At 41.4% G+C, this 17,926-nt stretch carries 16 protein-coding genes; 3 read left to right on the top strand and 13 right to left on the bottom strand.

Translation table 11 applies throughout. The features are described from left to right. Positions 1-59: 59 nt before the first annotated feature. Positions 60-1,433, bottom strand: a complete 1,374-nt coding sequence (gene dcuC, locus PSF27_RS19560) for a C4-dicarboxylate transporter DcuC (RefSeq protein WP_206086824.1) — start codon at positions 1,431-1,433, stop codon at positions 60-62. Next, positions 1,430-2,683, bottom strand: coding sequence for a peptidase T (gene pepT / locus PSF27_RS19555; protein WP_272682097.1), 1,254 nt, complete (start codon positions 2,681-2,683; stop codon positions 1,430-1,432). Before pepT ends, dcuC begins: the two co-directional genes overlap by 4 nt. Before the next feature lie 906 nt (positions 2,684-3,589). On the opposite strand from pepT, the gene PSF27_RS19550 reads away from it, so the two are divergent. Next, entirely contained in the window at positions 3,590-5,149 is a 1,560-nt protein-coding gene (locus PSF27_RS19550) for a sulfatase-like hydrolase/transferase (protein ID WP_206086822.1), read from the top strand. Positions 5,150-5,273: 124 nt separating this feature from the next. Beyond that, positions 5,274-5,993 carry an oligogalacturonate-specific porin KdgM family protein gene (locus PSF27_RS19545; RefSeq protein WP_206086821.1) on the top strand — a complete coding sequence of 240 codons (720 nt, stop codon included), beginning with the start codon at positions 5,274-5,276 and terminating at the stop codon, positions 5,991-5,993. A gap of 179 nt (positions 5,994-6,172) precedes the next feature. Here PSF27_RS19545 and PSF27_RS19540 read toward each other — a convergent pair whose 3' ends face one another. The 11 genes from PSF27_RS19540 to agaR all read right to left on the bottom strand — a co-directional run bounded on the left by PSF27_RS19540 (position 6,173) and on the right by agaR (position 16,141). Next, positions 6,173-7,240 (bottom strand): glycoside hydrolase family 88/105 protein, encoded by a 1,068-nt coding sequence (locus tag PSF27_RS19540; RefSeq protein ID WP_272574377.1) that lies wholly within the window; start codon positions 7,238-7,240, stop codon positions 6,173-6,175. A gap of 17 nt (positions 7,241-7,257) precedes the next feature. After that, positions 7,258-8,013, bottom strand: a complete 756-nt coding sequence (gene kduD / locus PSF27_RS19535) for a 2-dehydro-3-deoxy-D-gluconate 5-dehydrogenase KduD (RefSeq protein ID WP_206086819.1) — start codon at positions 8,011-8,013, stop codon at positions 7,258-7,260. Between the two features lie 67 nt (positions 8,014-8,080). Further along, positions 8,081-8,911: a 5-dehydro-4-deoxy-D-glucuronate isomerase gene (kduI, locus tag PSF27_RS19530; RefSeq protein ID WP_206086818.1), complete on the bottom strand. Its 831-nt coding sequence runs from the start codon at positions 8,909-8,911 to the stop codon at positions 8,081-8,083. Positions 8,912-8,948: 37 nt separating this feature from the next. Next, the gene (gene nagA / locus PSF27_RS19525; RefSeq protein WP_272682096.1) at positions 8,949-10,121 is read right to left on the bottom strand and encodes an N-acetylglucosamine-6-phosphate deacetylase; all 1,173 of its coding nucleotides are present in this window, start codon (positions 10,119-10,121) and stop codon (positions 8,949-8,951) included. Further along, positions 10,118-10,549, bottom strand: a complete 432-nt coding sequence (agaF, locus tag PSF27_RS19520) for a PTS galactosamine/N-acetylgalactosamine transporter subunit IIA (RefSeq protein WP_272682095.1) — start codon at positions 10,547-10,549, stop codon at positions 10,118-10,120. Before agaF ends, nagA begins: the two co-directional genes overlap by 4 nt. Positions 10,550-10,611: 62 nt before the next feature. Further along, on the bottom strand, positions 10,612-11,499 hold the full coding sequence (locus PSF27_RS19515) for a PTS system mannose/fructose/sorbose family transporter subunit IID (protein WP_206086815.1): 888 nt from the start codon (positions 11,497-11,499) through the stop codon (positions 10,612-10,614). Continuing rightward, positions 11,489-12,259: a PTS N-acetylgalactosamine transporter subunit IIC gene (gene agaW / locus PSF27_RS19510; protein ID WP_094962833.1), complete on the bottom strand. Its 771-nt coding sequence runs from the start codon at positions 12,257-12,259 to the stop codon at positions 11,489-11,491. The genes PSF27_RS19515 and agaW overlap by 11 nt, the downstream gene beginning before the upstream one ends. 48 nt (positions 12,260-12,307) lie before the next feature. Beyond that, positions 12,308-12,802 (bottom strand): PTS N-acetylgalactosamine transporter subunit IIB, encoded by a 495-nt coding sequence (agaV, locus tag PSF27_RS19505; RefSeq protein WP_206086814.1) that lies wholly within the window; start codon positions 12,800-12,802, stop codon positions 12,308-12,310. A 34-nt stretch (positions 12,803-12,836) separates the two neighbouring features. Next, complete coding sequence (locus tag PSF27_RS19500) at positions 12,837-14,021, bottom strand: SIS domain-containing protein (protein ID WP_206086813.1); 1,185 nt, start codon at positions 14,019-14,021, stop codon at positions 12,837-12,839. Between the two features lie 8 nt (positions 14,022-14,029). Continuing rightward, positions 14,030-15,313: a tagatose-bisphosphate aldolase subunit KbaZ gene (kbaZ, locus tag PSF27_RS19495; RefSeq protein WP_272682094.1), complete on the bottom strand. Its 1,284-nt coding sequence runs from the start codon at positions 15,311-15,313 to the stop codon at positions 14,030-14,032. Between the two features lie 51 nt (positions 15,314-15,364). Beyond that, positions 15,365-16,141 (bottom strand): transcriptional repressor AgaR, encoded by a 777-nt coding sequence (gene agaR, locus PSF27_RS19490; RefSeq protein WP_206086811.1) that lies wholly within the window; start codon positions 16,139-16,141, stop codon positions 15,365-15,367. A gap of 527 nt (positions 16,142-16,668) precedes the next feature. Here agaR and PSF27_RS19485 point away from each other — a divergent pair. Continuing rightward, complete coding sequence (locus PSF27_RS19485; protein ID WP_206086810.1) at positions 16,669-17,904, top strand: anaerobic sulfatase maturase; 1,236 nt, start codon at positions 16,669-16,671, stop codon at positions 17,902-17,904. The last annotated feature ends 22 nt before the right edge of the window (positions 17,905-17,926 follow it).

The raw sequence follows: 17,926 nt of genomic DNA, 5'->3' as shown, positions 1-17,926 counted from the left end.
TAAGCAAAAAAGAGGGAGTTTCTCCCTCTTTTCTATTTTGTGACTCATAGTCATACAGACTAATAGAAGATACCAATGATTGCACAGTGTGCAACAAAACCGACCATCAGCGGTACCGCCGTTCGTTTCACCACATCGAAAGGCTGTAGTTTTGCTCCACTGGATACGGCAATGATCACGCCTGCTACTGGGGACATACCACGACCCATATGGGAAGCTTGTTGCATCGGTAGGATCATCGAGATCGGGTTCACGCCCATGCTGTGTGCGATTTGCGGAATTAACTCCACAAACGCTAAGAATGGCGCATTACCTGAGCCCATGATAATTGCGGCAGCAAGTGTCACTAGGGCAAAGACGATCGCCATAGCAAATGGCGGTAAGCCGACTGATTCCGCCCCTAAAATCAGTTGGTCAATCGCACCACTGACTTTGATACCGTGAGCAAATACCCCAGCTGCAACGAGTAAGCCAACAACGTTACTAAAAGCATGCCCCATTCCGTTAAGGAACGTCTGAAAGCCATTACATACCAATTTAAAATTACGTACTCTTAGGGTTTCAATCACCATACAAATTGCCATCGCAATCAATACAATGGTCACCACATCTAAGTGAATACCTGCAAAGAATAGATTGGATGTACCGACCGCCATCACGATTGGTAGCATAGGAAGAAATGCATAGTATCCTGGAACGGATTTTTTGCTTTCAGCTTTCTCATTGGATTGAACGGCTTTACCGATTTCAGGCACAAAGCCTTGTTTACGGTCACAATGACGTTGCCAGAAAATATGTGTAATACCTACCACCAGCACCGTAGCTAATGCCGCAGGGCCTTGGTAGTAAAGGACATATTCAACGACAGACATATCAACGGCTTTTGCGCCACGAATCGCATCGATGGCGGTTGGTGTGTATGCAACACCGAGGGAGGTTGCAATAACCCCAGCCGCGGATGCAGGGGATAAACCCAAGCCAATCATTATCGGGAACATGGTTCCCATCAGTAATACAGCAAGACCAGTTGCTGACGGGATTGCCAGTTGTAGGATACTTGCCAATAAGAAAGAGAAAAACAGCAACACATATGGCGAACGCATGTTTTTCAGTGGCTTAGTGGCAACACGAACAACGGCTTCATTTGCACCGATATGGTCCATATACTGTGCAAAGCCCATCAAAGCCATGATCATCAAACCAAGATCTGCCGCACGACTACTGAAAAGGTCACGCATTACTTCAAATGGATCGAGCCAGGTTATCCCTGTTGTTGCGACGTTTTTAGGTAGGATTGGCCCCCAACCCAGTGCCATGGTGAAGATCATCAGTGCTAAACCCGCGATGAGTAACACAGGTTCTGCTTTGTAGCCCTTCAAAATAAACCGCGCAACCAAAACAACGATAATCAGAACCGTTAGAATTGGGATCATGCTTTCGCTCCTGGTTTGAAGCGTTCAGCCGTAATTTGGACCACTTGTTTCAGAACATCGCTTGCTGCGTACAGAGATTTTACTGGGAGGTATTCATAGATTGAATGGAAGTTATGAGCGCCAGTAAAAATATTCGGGCAAGGTAAGCCATTTTGCGACAATGCCGCACCATCATAACCCCCACGCATTGGAATAACTTTCGGTGTAATTCCGCAAGCTTGGTAAGCATCAACAGCAATATCAATCGGATAGCTGTTATCACCTTGCAGGCTGTTATACACATTTGAATAGCGGTCGGCTAATTTGCAAACGACGCTTTCTTTGCCCCACAGGTCTTCACAGTTTTCAGCCAGTTTTTTCAAGAAAGCCATACGTGCACGGTAGCCTTCTTCAGTAAAATCGCGAACGTCCATTTTTAATACAGTACGCGCGCTGTTTCCTGACATTTGTTTAACCCAGTAGTAGCCTTCACGCCCTTCGGTATATTCGGGTGCTTCACCCCCAGGTAACATGGCAATAAATTTTTGTGCCATCAGTAATGAGTTGATTAATTTACCTTTTGCAGACATTGGGTGGGCAGATTTACCTGTAAAGATAATTTCTGCATCCCCTGCGTTCCAGTTTTCATACACTAACTCACCAATACCACAGCAGTCGAGAGTATAGGCAAAGTCTGCACCAAACTCTTTAACATCAAACACTTTTGCACCGCGCAGGCCTTGTTCTTCATCAGGTACAAAACCAACTTTGATGGTTCCGTGTTTTACGTCAGGGTTTTGTTTGAAGTACTGCAGCATATCCATGATAGATGCGATAGCCGCTTTATCATCAGCACCTAATAAGCTGGTTCCATCGGTGACAATGATGTCATCGCCAATGTAATTGACTAGCTCAGGGAAGTCGCTCTTACGTAAGTAAATATTCAGTTCTTTGTTCATACACAAGTCTTCGCCGGTATAAGGCAATATTTGTGCTTTAGTATCATTAGTTTGTTCTGCACTTGTGTCTAAGTGCCCAAAAAATGCGACAGTTGGGACGTCGTAATCAAGGTTAGAGGGCAGTGTGGCGGTGACAATGGCAGTGTCACGCAGTTTAATATCTTCAACGCCCAGAGCCTCTAGCTCCTGAACCAGTTGTTTCGCAAGTACACGTTGCCCTTCTGAGGATGGCATAATTCCTGCCGCGCCCTTTTCCCTATCAGTGGTGGTGTTAATTTTGGTGTAAGAAATAAACCGCTCAACAATATTCATTCTTTTAATTCCCCAGTATCTTATAGAATGCGTTTTACATTAGTTATATCTGTGACTGTAATTTCATTTCACAGTATTATTCTTGTATCACAACTAAAGATATTTTGAATATCAGACCTGTTGAATTTTTCTAAGAAATGCTAGTGAGAATATAAAATTGATAATTAATAGTGGCATTATTCGTATAATGAATTAAAATGAGCGACTTTATTCCTACCTTATTTTTCCTAACTTTGCATTGTTAAATTATTGATATTGATACGTGATAATATTCTTTCATAATGTATATTTTATTTAACACCTAGTATTAAACTCGCTCTATCTTAAATTTAATTAATATATATTTTTGTTAGGTAATTAAAAGATAATTTATTCTAAAAATAAAAACAATTTTAATTTAACAACATTAATAGAAAAGTAGATGGAATGAATGCTTAAAATCATATTTTGACATTTTATTTCTTTATCTTTCATTTAGATAATTGAATAAATTTTATAATGCCCATTATATTGGTTGATTTTTATAGGGTAGTGATAAAAATTTTTCTTTGTATTGTTTCACATTGCCTCTATCCACCCCTTGTTTGAAAGTAAATGAAAACTTGCTGTCGACTGTTTAACTACCACTTGCTATGTAATTTCAAAGCAAAATTCCACTTTTGTGCTCAGTATCTCTGAATTATTTGTTTTCATTAAAAATCAGTTGATTATGGTTATTTTTCCTAAGTTGTTATCATCTTTTTACAGCGAGGTAATCGACTTATTTTCGATGAATTGCTTACTTTTTGTGATCTCTACTTGAATTTTGGTATTTTCGATCACTTACTTTTTGATCTTATGTAAAAGTATAAATAATATGTATTAACCAAAAACGAAAGAAAACGTAAACAAAAAGAGGATGAAGCAATGACTGTTTCGCGAAGAACCTTTATAAAAGGATTAGCAGCCAGCGGTGCAGCAATATCGGTTTCTAGTCCCATTTTAGCCAATGAAGGAAAACCTTCAAACGGTACACCTTATCGGCCTGATAATGCGCCTAATTTATTGATAGTATTTCCTGATGAAATGCGTGCCCATGCGCTACAATTTATGGGAGAAGATCCGTCAATTACGCCTAATTTAAATAAGTTTGCCAAACAGGCGAAAGTCATGACGCAAATGGCGTCAAATTACCCATTATGTTCTCCATTCCGTGGCATGTTTATGACAGGACAATATCCTGTTCGTAATGGTATCACTGGCAATGCACATGATTATGGCGGAAAGGTAGGGATTGATTTATCGCCTTATGCTAATTGTTGGTCTGATGTATTAAAATCACTAGATTACAGCACAGGTTATATTGGTAAATGGCATTTAGATGCGCCATACGCCCCTTTTATTGAAAGTTATAACAACCCGATGGAAGGGCGTTATTGGAATGAATGGGCAGCGCCAAATCGCCGCCATGGCTTTGATTTTTGGTACTCCTATGGGACATATGACCTGCATATGAAGCCAATGTATTGGGCCAACGATACGCCACGTGAAAAACCTGTTTATGTCGACCAATGGGGACCAGAACATGAAGCGGATATGGCCATAAAATTCTTACAGAATAAAAATGGGCAATATCGTGACAATACAAAGCCATTTGCGCTGGTTGTTTCAATGAACCCCCCACATTCACCGTATGACCAAGTTCCACAAAAATATCTCGATGTCTATAAAGGAAAAACATCACAAGAGTTAAATACTCGGCAGAATGTTAAATGGGATACGGAATACCAAGAAGGTTACGGCCCTCAATATTTTAAAGAATATCTGGCCATGGTAAACGGCGTCGATGAACAATTTGGTCGTATTGTTGATGAGCTTGAAAAACAAGGGCTTGCAGATAATACACTAGTCGTTTTCTTTTCGGATCATGGGAGTTGTCTTGGTGCAAATGGCCAACCGACGAAAAATAACCCATATGAAGAATCGATGCGTGTTCCGATGATGTTCCGCTTGCCAGGTAAAATTAAACCGGGGCAAGATGATGCATTAATGTCAGCGCCAGATATCTACCCAACTATTCTAGGTTTATTAGGGTTAGAGCAGTGGATCCCTGGCTCAGTTGAAGGCAGTAACTTAGCTGAGCGTGTCGTTACTGGTGAAGGTGAAGTCGCCAATTCTCAACTTTATTTATTTATTCCTTATGGTGAACCTTCGTTTGGTAAACGTGGCGTAAGAACGAAAACACATACATTGGTTATTGACCGCCAAGATGGACAACCTTTGAAATATACGCTTTATGATAATGTAAACGACCCTTATCAAATGAAAAATGTGGCAGACGAAAACAAGCCAATTATTGATGAATTAATTAAAGATGAGCTCATACCATGGTTAGAAAAAACGGGTGATTCTTGGAGACCAACAGAATTCATTACAGCAACAACAAATAAATTAAATAAAAAAGTTTCAGCTTGTGAAGTTAAATAAATCATTTTTTGCCACCTAATAAACTAGGTGGCATTAATTTAAAAAAATGAAAATATTATTCTCTAATAAAACAGGGAATCACTATCCTCGTGCTTAAATAGTACACAGCTTTGGAATAAAGATAATGAAAAAATTAATTATTGCTAGTGCAGTATTACTTTCAATTTCATCACAATATGCTCTTGCAAATAACTATAAAACAACAATTGAGTATCGCCATCAATATTTAGATGCATCAGGAAAAAGTGGAGATAGAATTAAGGCTTTTTTGGATACAGGGAAAAATATTGGATTTGAACTAGATGCTCGTTATGGGAATAAAGATGGTGCCTATGATGCAATGAAAATTGATGGCTCCGAATTCTCAGCATTTTATTATAAAAAATTGAACCCAAATTTAGTGGGACTAGTTGGTGCTTCTCTTGATTTTGATAAATTAGGTCTAGTGTATGTTCCTTATGTTCGTTTAAATTATACATTCGATAATGGCATTCGTTTGCAAGGCCGTTATAAATGGAAAGTATGGGATTATGGCCAAGCAGGGGAGAATGGCAGTAATTATCACTCTAAGATCCAAGAGTTTGATAGTTGGATCGGCTACAAATGGGGTAATTTAGATTTACAATATCAGTTAGATTTAATGTGGGAAATGGCTGACAACGCTCAACCTCTTTATAATGATAAGAAATTCGATTATCAACACAATGTTCGTCTTCGTTATGATATCAAAGCTGATGATGGTGCTTTGTGGCGCCCATTTGTTGAAGTGGGTAATGTAAAAGAAAATAGATTTTCAAGTGACCGACAAACACGTTTCCGTGTGGGTATTCAATATACCTGGTGATATCACTTTCTATTAAATAGCTATATGCCCACGAGTGATCGTGGGTTTTTTTATTGCTGGATATGTAAATAAAAGTGGAAGAATGATACGAAAAACAGTAAGAAAAATGGCCAATAAATTGGCCAAAAATAAATTAATGAAATGACAACTTGAGCAATGGTAAATTGGGTTGTAATAAATTAAATTTTGAGTTGAATAACTTCACTTGCTGCTAATAAATAGGCTCCAGCGCCATAATCCATATTATGGTCATACTGGACATCTCGTGGGTTGAATGCTGGAAGCTGCACCCAACCTAACATCCCATTGGGATGAATACAGCTTTGTAGTGCGCCCCATGATTTTTCGAGCAAAGGCAGGTAGTGTGTTTCTTCCAGTAAACCTTGGTTTAAGCCCCACGCTAAGCCATAGCAAAATAACGCAGTGGCACTACTTTCGGGAGCTGGAAAGCTTTGGGGATCCAGCAAACTGGTACGCCAGAAACCATCTTCTTGTTGGTATTGAATGACAGTTTCTATTAGCTGAGTAAATAAATCCACATACTGCTGACGAGCAGGAAAATCATCAGGTAAAGATTGTAAGATGCGCGGGATAGAAGCTATAACCCAGCCAATACCTCGACTCCAAAATACTTTTTCACCATTTTTTTCACGCAACTCACCACCTTTGCCATCAGGAATATAGCGATAATCACGATAAATTAAGCCAGTTTCAGGATCTCGTAAATGTTCTATCGCATCCCAATAAGCAGTATGCATATAATCTAAATAACGGCTGTCACTTGTATGTGCAGATAATGCTGCAAAAGCGGGAGGAGCCATGAAAAGAGCGTCACACCACCACCAGTCCTCTCGACCTGGTTTTGGCTCAACTAACATAAGGTTGAATGCGTTAATAGTGGGCTCAAGGACTTCTGGATGATCAAATTGTGAGCTTACGGCTAAATAGGCTTGGGTACAGACATGGTCATCGGCAAATCGCGGGTTAGGTCCTGTACGAAATCCTGTATGTAATGTGTAATCCAATACACCAGCGAGATATTCGTTATCCTGTGTTGCTTGCCATGCAGCAGCAACACAAGACCACAGAACACCACGTTCCCAGTCCGTATCTTTAATAAAACGGGTTTTGCCACTACGACGAAGCACACTGCGTACTTGGTTTTTTGATTGATAACGGTAAACCCGTTTCATATCGTCTAAAACTGTATTACGTTGTAATGGTTTTGGTAATGATGATTGTTCCATTCTTTTCTCCAGATGGGTTAGCGAGCTAACCAGCCACCATCAACCGCAATGGTATAACCATTAATATAGTCACTTGCTTTGGAGGCTAAAAAGATGGCAGGTCCTGCCAAATCCTCTGGTGTTCCCCAACGGCCTGCTGGAATACGTTCTAAGATAGCTGCGTTGCGATCTGCATCAGCGCGCAGTGCCGCCGTGTTGTCTGTTGCCATGTAACCTGGGGCAATTGCATTCACATTGATATTGTATTGGGAAAGTTCAGTGGCAAGTGCTCGAGTGAGCCCCATGACAGCTGACTTACTTGCCGTGTATGATGGAACTCGAATACCACCTTGGAACGAGAGCATTGACGCAATGTTAATAATTTTCCCGCCATTACCTTGTTTCACGAATTGGCGCGCAACGCGTTGAGATAAAAAGAATAAGGTTTTTTGATTAATATTAATCACATCGTCCCAATCTTTTTCACTAAACTCTAATAAGTCTTCACGGCGAATAATACCCGCATTATTGACAAGGATATCAACATGGCCCATGGCGGATACTGCATCATCAACCAAAGTTTGTAACCCATCTTGTTCCATTAAATTCATGATAATATAGTGAAATTTACGGCCTAAAGCTTCAACTTGAGCACGTGTTTCAGGGGCATCTTGGATACCAACCCCGACAATATCCGCGCCTGCTTGGGCTAAACCAATTGCCATCCCTTGACCTAAACCGGTATTACATCCAGTGACAATCGCAACTTTTCCTGTTAAATCAAATAAGTTCATCTGTGCCTCACTTACGATGTGACAGTACTGCCACATCGTTTTTTATTATGTTAAAAAGATAAAAGGGTTATTTCAGATCTTTCATCGCGACATGGTCCATATCGTGGAATACCTGGTTTTCCCCAACCATTCCCCATATAAATGTATAAGCCGCAGTTCCCACGCCTGAGTGAATAGACCAGCTTGGACTAATGACCGCTTGTTCATTACGAACAACAATGTGACGTGTTTCGGAAGGCTCACCCATATAATGGAAAACAACATTGTCTTCTTTCATGTTGAAATACAGATACACTTCCATACGGCGCTCATGGGTATGGCATGGCATGGTATTCCATAAACTGCCAGGCTCTAGAACTGTCATACCCATTGATAATTGGCAGGTTGGTAAAATAGATGGGTGTAAGAATTTATAAATGGTTCGAACGTTACAATTTTCAACATTACCCAATTTTTCTGGTGAAGCTTGTTCGATAGTAATTTTGCGTGTTGGATAGGTATGGTGTGCAGGAGCACTGTTGATGTAAAAACGTGCAGGGGTAATGGCATCGTTACTGATAAACTCGACAGATTTAGCACCCATACCAATATAAATAGCTTCTTTTGGTGCGATATCATAAGTTTCGCCATCAACGATAACTTGACCTGCCCCCCCAATATTAATTGCACCTAGTTCACGACGCTCAAGAAAGAACTCAACGCCTAATGCTTTTCCTGCCATAAGAGCGAGTGGCTTTTGTGTTGGAACAATGCCGCCCACAATAATGCGATCGATATGGCTATAAGTGAGATTCATTTCCCCTTCACGGAACAAGTTCTCGATCAGGAACTGTTTGCGTAAGCCTTCAGTATCAAGTGTTTTTGCATGCTCACTGTGAATTGGTTGACGAATTTCCATTATAAATACCTCATGATTTACTGATAGGTAACCAACCTTAATGGTCGGTATCCCCGAATACAGAGTGAACGTGTTCACCTCTGATGAATGTGTCTGTTAGATAAAAATTATTATCAACAACGGCAAAATTAGCTTGAGCCCCAACTCGGATGTAGCCAAATTGGTCATCAATTCCAAGGTATTGAGCGGGGACCGATGTGGCCATTTGTACAGCTTCCCACTCAGGAACATGAGCGAGTTGCACCATATTGCGCAGTGCGTTATCAAGGCTGCACGTACTACCAGCAAGAGAACCATCTGCAGTGCGAGCTTGCCCTTGGGTGACTTTCACCGTCTGTGCCCCTAGGGCATAATCACCATCTGGTAGCCCTCCAGCTCGCATGCAATCCGTGATTAACGCTAGCTGTTGGTAACCTTTCATTCGATAAGCCAACTGCATCATGACAGGGTGAACATGAATGCCATCGGCAATCAGTTCCGCAAGGACATCGTGGTACAACACTGCGCCACAACAACCAGGCTCTCTATGATGTAAACCCGTCATGCCGTTATAAAGATGCACGCCACAATCTGCACCATGTGAAAATGCGAGACTGGTTTGTATGAAATCAGCGGCAGTATGTGCAACACTAGTCTTAATACCGTGTTGTACTAACCAATCAATAGCCTCAATGGCGCCTTCTGCTTCAGGTGCAACAGCAACACGCAAAAGTGTGTGATTGGCACATTGCACAAGGTCTTCCAACTCATGAATAGTTGGTGCTTTCAAGTATTTAACAGGGTGTGAGCCCCGATGACGCTCAGTGAAGTAAGGGCCTTCTAAAAAACTACCCACTAATTGGGCGCCTGATGTTTGCGGCTTGGTGATAAATTCACACACTTGGATTAGTGCGCGTTTGATATCATCCATGGGGGCGGTGACGGTCGTTCCCACCCAAGCCACAACACCTGTTTTGACTAATGCATCAGCAATGGTTTGCAACCCTTGTTGGCTTGCATCCATGACGTCTGCACCAGCACGGCCATGAATATGGATATCAACAAATCCTGGTAGTAAGGAGCGGCCTTCAAGACGAATGACTGGGCAGTGTTCGGGGGCGGTATCCGTAATTTCCTGTATAATACCGTTACACACTCGAACATATTGCTGATAGCGAATTCCCTCTGGAGTAAAGGTGCGATCCGCTAAAATGGCATATTGCTGTTTCATAGGCCATCTTCTTCAAATTCAGGTGCTGATATCATAGCCAGTTGCTGACGTAGGTCTTGAATACTGCTAGTGCCAATATTGTGTAAGATAGACAGAAGTTCTTTTGTATCAACGCCTTCACGCTCTAATGCCGCATTGACGATCATCGGCAGATTAACGCCAGCTAAAACTTCAACGGATTTATCTTCCATCATAATTGCCATAGCGCGATTACAAGGGGTTCCACCAGGAAGGTCGGTGAGAAAAAGCACATGTTCACAATTCATGGTGTCCATTGCTGCTCGCATTTGTTGTTCCAATTCGTTGGGAGAAAGGGTCTCAACAAAATCAATAAACACCATATTTTCCTGTTCACCTGCGATGGCTTTAACTGCGGAAGCCATGCCACTTGCAAAATTAATGTGTCCAGAAACAATCAAACCAATCATTTACAACTCCTTGCTGGTGGGTAACTTAGTTACCCACCTAAAAACAATTTAATACGATTCTGTTACATCACACCAAGTACATGGCCAATAACACCGAAGGCTAAGACAGAGAAGATAAGTACTGGCGGTTTTGCCCAGAAACCAGTCCCTTTCACCATTTTGAACATCAAAAAGACAAGGCACAGAGGGAGCAAGTTAGGCATGATTTTGTCGAACAAGGCGGTTTGTAGTTCGACCACCTTGCCACCCACCTCGACTGCGGCGGTGGTTTGTACCTTTATGAAAGTGGCGGAAAGTGCTCCAATCACAAAAATACCCATGATGTTAGCGGCTTTAGCCAGTTTTTCTGTTGCGTCGCTCATGTTAACCATCGCTGCAGTACCTGCGCGATAGCCCATGAACATCAAGCCGAAATAGACAAAAAAGTGAACAATTTGATACAAAAAGAAGAAAACGAATGGGCCAGCAATTGAGCCTTCCATTGCGATAGATGCACCTAACGCTAAAGTCAGTGGCATCAATGTCATATGGTCGATAGCATCGCCAATTCCACCTGTTGGGCCCATACCCGCTACTTTCATGACGTTAACAGTAGAAGGCTTCTCTTTGTTTTCTTCCATGGCAACAGCAGTACCAAGTAAGAAAGTAAATAATTTTGGACTCGCATTAAAAAACTGTAAGTGGTTTTTCAGTGCGGTTGCATAATCACGTTTGTTATTACCATGAATTTTGCGTAGTGCTGGGATGATGGAGAATGCAAATCCTCCCCCCTGCATACGTTCAAAGTTAAAGTTACCCTCCATAAATAGCCCGCGAAAAGCACAACGCCATAGATCGCCTTTCGTGATGACTTTGCGGACAGTGGTATCTTGATACTCATCAATGCCATCAACGTAGGATTCCGCTGGTAAGTTTTTGGTTTCTACTGCAGTTTTGTTATCAGATACCATCTTCAAAATCCTCATTTTGTTGTGAGTTATTCTTGTTGTTGTTACCGCTGAAGAAGTAATACAGTGCCGCTGCAGATGCACCGAGTATTGCTACGGCCATAATTGGTAGTTTGAGATAAGTGGTCATAACGAAACCAACAAAGAACACGCCAGCCACTTCTTTTGACCACATGATTTTTAACAGCATAGCGAAACCAATTGCTGGAACCATTTTCGCCCCAATACCTAAGCCTTCGAGGAGCACTTTTGGCGTGTTTTCATCAATCCACTGTGCTGCGTGTTCACCAAAGTAAACTGTTACAAAGGCGACGATCGCATAGAGTAAAGAACGAACGGTAATTGTGGCGATTAATAATCGGGAGATCCCAGCTGCATCCGCTTTTTCCGCGTAGCGATCAGCTTTCCCCATGGTGAATGCGGTGATAGCGAAAAACCCGATAATGATCATTTGCATGAGAACGGCAATTGGCATTCCGATCCCCATAGCTACCGCTGGTGACTGGTTAGTCATGATGGCAAATGCAACAGCAGCGATAGTTCCTAAAGTGACATCAGGTGGCTGAGCCCCAGCATTTGGAACAAGCCCAAGCCAAGCTAATTCTAATGTTGCACCTGCAATTAAACCGACTTGCATATCACCCATAATCAGGCCAACTACAGGCCCTGTGATCAGCGGGCGGTGGATATTGAGTGCAACGTCATACTTATCTATACCGCAAAAGAAGGCCCATAAAGCCACAAGAGAAGCTTCATAAATCATAATAGTTTTCCTTAAACGCCTTAGTGTTAAGTTGTTATTTCACTCTGCCTATGCTGATGCGAGAGTCAGAACATTAACGGGGGTTTGATCGGGAGTATTTTGAATCGTGCAAGCTACTCCTTTGTTAACAAGCCGACGAAATGCATCTAAGTCGCTTTCATCCACTGACACCGTTTTGGCAATTTGGCGCTTTCCTTCATGGAAATGCATATTGCCGACGTTGCAGTGAGTGATAGGAACGCCGCCTTCGACAAGACGAGCAACATCTGTTGGGTTATTGCAAAGAATAAAGATTTTTTGACGAGGAGATGCTTTGTGAATGACATCAATGGTTTTTTCAATAGAGAAAAACCGGACGGCATATTCTCCACCCGCGGAGGCTTTCATTCCTGCTTGCATAAAAGCGGCGTTAGGGCCATCCGCAGCATCGTCATTAGCAACAAGAATTAAATTTGCTTCAGTGTGTTTACCCCAAGTGATTCGAATTTGCCCATGTAATAAACGCTCATCGATTCGGGTCCAGACAATATTTGGTGCGTGCATATAATTGCTCTCTTATTATTAGCTATATTTATCATTAAGAAGGTATGACGCCATCTTCTTGATATGAGAACGGGTAAATAGTGACACCTTGAACAACTCGATTAATTTCTCCAGTTGGAGATGGGTTATCAGGTGTATTCCCCAGTGCAATGGAACTATGGAATGCAAAGGCCTGTGCTAACATTAAATAAGGAAAAAACAGGGCTGAGTCTGAGCATTTCTCCATTTTTTTAATATAAACAAAACTTTCTTCTATTTGTGTGTCATCAGAAGAGGAGGTGACCGCGATCACTTTTGCTGAAGCATTATCGTGAATTACCTCTCTTAATAAGTCAGTTTCATACTGTCTGGTGTATTTATCGTTTGACAGAAACAGCACGACCAACGTTTCTTTATTGACGATAGATTTCGGTCCATGGCGAAAGCCTAAAGGAGTATCGAAGTTAGCAACGACCTTACCAGCCGTTAATTCCAACATTTTTAAGGCGGCTTCTTGTGCTAATCCTTGTAGGCCACCACTACCTAAATAAATGACTCGTTTAAATTTACCTGCATAATCTTCCCGGATACGACGGTTAAATTGGGTATAACTGTCGTGATAATCTTGGAAATAAGGTTTAATTTCGTTTAAATAGAAGGATTCGGTTAAGAAGATACACAGTGCAGCCATCATCATGGATGAAAAGCTTGACGTCATTGCTAATGAACGGTCATTTGACTCTTCAGGCATTAAAATGGCTAATGCATGGGTATTATTTTGGCAATAACGATATAACTGTCCTTGTTCGTTACAGGTTAAAACTAAGTGATAACATTGAGTTAAGCATTTTTCTGCCACATCGAGGGCGGCAACACTTTCGGGGCTATTGCCCGAGCGAGCAAAAGAAATGAGTAACGTTGGTACGTCTTCCGCTAAATATTCTTTTGGGTCGGCAACTAAATCCGTGGTGGCAATGGCATCTACGCGACGTTTTAAATGGCCTGTTAGAACAGGGGCAAGAGCGCGCCCTGCAAAGGCTGATGTTCCAGCACCTGTCATGATAATCCGTGCGTTTGATGCCTGAAGTACTTTAGCTAAAAATGCATCAATTTCAGCGCGTTGCTTTTGTATTAGCTGGTTTGTTTTTTCCCAACACTCAGGTTGTTGTTCAATTTCTTTTGCTGTCCAGAATGCGTTTAGCTTTTCGAGTTCAGGTGTTTGATAGCTTAAATATTCCATGTCAAACCTCAGTGACTAAATTTACATGCATCGGCATATACCGAAAGTACGTCGCGAATTTTTGCAAAAATAAAGGACTTCGCTGAGCCGTCGATCATGCCTTCTCTCAATTGTTGGAATTGATGCGGCATGTATTGGCTTAAAAGTGGTAAAGGGATCGGTTTTGAAGATAAGTTAGCCATCAGTGTTTCTATGGCTTGGTTAATTTCTTTATCAGGCCAGTAATAACGAATTCGGTCACTAAAGCTATAAACGCGTGCAAACGCTTGCTGCTGGGCATCACCATGGTAGTACTTTTGCCAAAATTCGGGCTCACGGCACATCAGCTGTTCCATTTTCTCTTTTAAGTGGGAACACTGTTCCGTCGGGAACATTTCATCCTCAATTTCACATAGAGAATAGAGGGCTTCTCGCATAGCAAATGTTAAAGCAGGGCCAACTTTTAAAATGGCAAAGTGGTCTTGAACGAGCTGCTTATAGGCATCTGGTGTTTGGTAATCGGTTGAGTGTGCTTCAAAAACGAGGTGAGGATAGTCATTAACAACTTTACTCAAGGCTTGTGCTTTTTGGGGTTGGTAATCAATAACACCAGTATGGTCAAATTCCACACCAGGTTGAACGACGAGGCCAATAACACGTGCCCAACAGTCACCGACACCTGCTTTTTCGAACGCTTTCGCATGGCAGTCTAAGGTTTTTCTCGCGGCTTGTGGATCTGTGACTTCAACTCCTTCAAGCGCTTCAGTTGCTCCACCTGGTACGGGGACTTCAGTACCAATAACATACACGATATCGCTGTAACCAAATTTTTCTTTGGCGGTTTTTTCTGCAATAACGGCGAGTCGGGCGGCACGTTGTGCAACAATTTCATCCGTGAGTGGAACGGGATCATCTGCACAGGACATACTGCAATCAAGGTGGATTTTCTTGAACCCTGCGGCAACGTAATGCTCAATTAAGACATCCGCATTATTCATGGCATCAGCGGCATTAAGCCCTTGCCAACGATTAGGGCCTAAATGGTCACCACCAAGAATTAACTTATTCAGAGGGAAATTGATTTTTTCTGCTTTTTCAACTACATAATTGAAAAAATCAGCCGGAGTCATACCCGTATAGCCACCAAATTGGTCAACTTGATTCGATGTGGCTTCAATTAAAAGAAAGGAATCATTATCCAGCGCTTGGTGCAATGATGCTTCAATCACAAATGGGTGGGCTGAGCAAACAGAATAAATACCATTCTGTTTACCAAGTTTATTTTGCTGAACAATCTTTTCTAAAGGATGCATTAATACTAACTCCACAATCAACACGGTTGTATTGTTAATGGAGTTAGCGAATTATTGCTCTTTATCGACGATGACTACTTCAATTTTATGGTTTTTCAACTCTTGGACATATTCTTCAGGAATGCCAGAGTCTGTCACCAAAACATCAATATCAGCGAATTCACGGATCATATGACAACTGCGCTTACCAAATTTCGTAGAATCAGCAACCGCAATAACTGTTTCCGAGATTTCACACATTAACCGGTTAAGGCTAGCTTCCTGTTCATTGTGTGTTGTGATACCAACGCGTAAATCGAATCCATCAACCCCAAGAAAAACCTTGTCAAAACGATAATTTCTGAGGCTATTTTCTGCTTGTGAGCCAGAAAACGATAAAGCATTTTTGCGCAATGCGCCGCCAGTCATTAGTACATCAACGCCTGCGGCTGTTGCTAACTCCATTGCGACATCTAAACCGTTAGTCATGACAACGACGTTATCCCGCGACTTTAAGTGTGTCGCAATTTCCCGTGTCGTTGTCCCCGAGTCTAAAATGATCGTGTCGCCATCATTAATGAGCGCGGCGGCGGCTTCCCCTATTAATGTTTTTGTGCCCGCATTCTGCCCACGCTTTTCGTGGATGCTTAGTTCAGCAATAAACCCAGTATTCGGAATTGCTGCCCCATGGGAGCGGACCACATAACCATTCTTTTCAAGAAAGCTTAAATCGCTACGGATGGTGACACTTGAAACTTTAAATATTTCGGCTAAATCTTCGACTCGTGCTTTACCTTGTTGGTTAATCATGTCGAGGATTTCCATACGCCGTTCAACTGCCGCTTTCACTTTCGTCTCCTTACGAAACCAAATGATTTGCTTTCATTTGATTTCGAATTAAGTTTACTACGCTAAAAAATACCGACAACGAAAAAAAACAAAACTTTTGATCTCTTTCACAAAGTTTCGATTTGCGTGTTGTTTGCTTACGGATATTTTCAAATTTTAAATATCATATCTTCGAATAAGAAAGTATCCAATCAATAAAGTATCAATAATTGTACTTTTACTGAGCAAACTCGGTATTTTGCATAAATATTAGCAATATTTGCAAAAAATTCGCGGAATATAAGCTCAAAAATCGGCATAAAGTGTGAAGGTGATATTTAAATTTCGAAAGGAAGAGAAGTTTCTTTAAATCAAAAACAAAAGTCAGCGGTTTACTGTATGTTATTTATACTCTCTTCAATTGTTCTAACTCAAACTACTTTCTTTCAAATTCTTTCATTTTGCTGTTTTGTGATTTCAATCTCTTTTGATTTTTCGTGTTTTGGGTAATGCTATAAAAATAACCTGACTGTTTCGGATTAATTTAAATGCCTGCAAACCAACCCACTTACTTTCATATGATGGCGAAACCCACGAGTTATCGCTGCAATATTAAATGCGAATACTGTTTTTATCTGGAAAAAGAAAATGTGTTTCACGAGCAACCTGCGCAAGACCAACATGACGTTATGCCTGATAACGTGCTACGTCGTTATATTAAAGACTATATCCAGTCCCATGCAGGTGAGCAGGTCGATTTTTCATGGCAAGGTGGTGAGCCAACACTTGCAGGGCTCGAATTCTTTGAGCGAGTTGTAAAATATCAAAAGCAATATGCCCAAGGAAAAACCATCACAAACAGTGTGCAAACTAATGCGATAGCGATTAATCGGCAATGGGCGCAGTTTTTTGCAGATCATCATTTTTTAATCGGTGTATCTATTGATGGTTTAGAAGCAGTTCATGATAAATATCGAATTTCCGTTAATGGCAACCCAACTTTTGAGCGTGTTAAAAAAGCAATTCAGCTTTTGATTGAATATGGTGTTGAATTTAATACCTTAACCGTTGTTAATGACCAAAATTGGCGGAAAGGGAAAGAAACGTACCGTGCGTTGAAAGCATTGGGTTCCACGTTTTTTCAGTTTATCCCTATTGTTGAGGTGGATAGGCGCTTTCCTCATATCCAAGGTGGCCATTATGCACCTGGGCCAAATGCCGTAATGGCACCTTTTTCAGTGCCCGCTGAAGGTTATGGGCAGTTTATGGCTGATGTTTTTGATGAATGGATCCATCAAGGAGATATTGGCAAAGTTTATATTCGTCTATTTGATAGCTTATTAGGGACTTGGATGGGCTATCCAGCATCAACCTGTGTGCAATCTAAAACGTGTGGGCAAGCGCTGATTATTGAATCTAATGGGGATGTCTATTCCTGTGACCACTATGTGTACCCCGCAAATCGATTAGGTAACGTACAACAACACTCCCTTTCTCGTATTGTCTCCTCTAAGCAGCAAGTCCGTTTTGGGCAAAATAAATATGACAAGCTAACTAATCTTTGCCAGCGCTGTGAGGTTCAAAGCCTTTGTTATGGTGGTTGCCCTAAGCACCGGATCACGGCGATAGAAGGTGAAAAATATCGCCATAATTATTTATGTCATTCATATAAAAAGATTTTTCATCATACCGCTTTAGGTATGCAGTTAATGCGCCAAGCGATATCACGTGGCGCTTTAGCCAGTGATGCACTGGGTGCAATACAGCATGCTTACAAGCAATAATCATATTATCTGGAGATATTTT

Origin of the sequence: Providencia sp. PROV129, from assembly GCF_028482245.1 — a bacterium.
GTDB lineage: Bacteria > Pseudomonadota > Gammaproteobacteria > Enterobacterales > Enterobacteriaceae > Providencia > Providencia vermicola.
The sequence above is the reverse complement of the archived record's forward strand: the minus strand, read 5'-3'. Positions and strand labels throughout refer to the sequence as shown.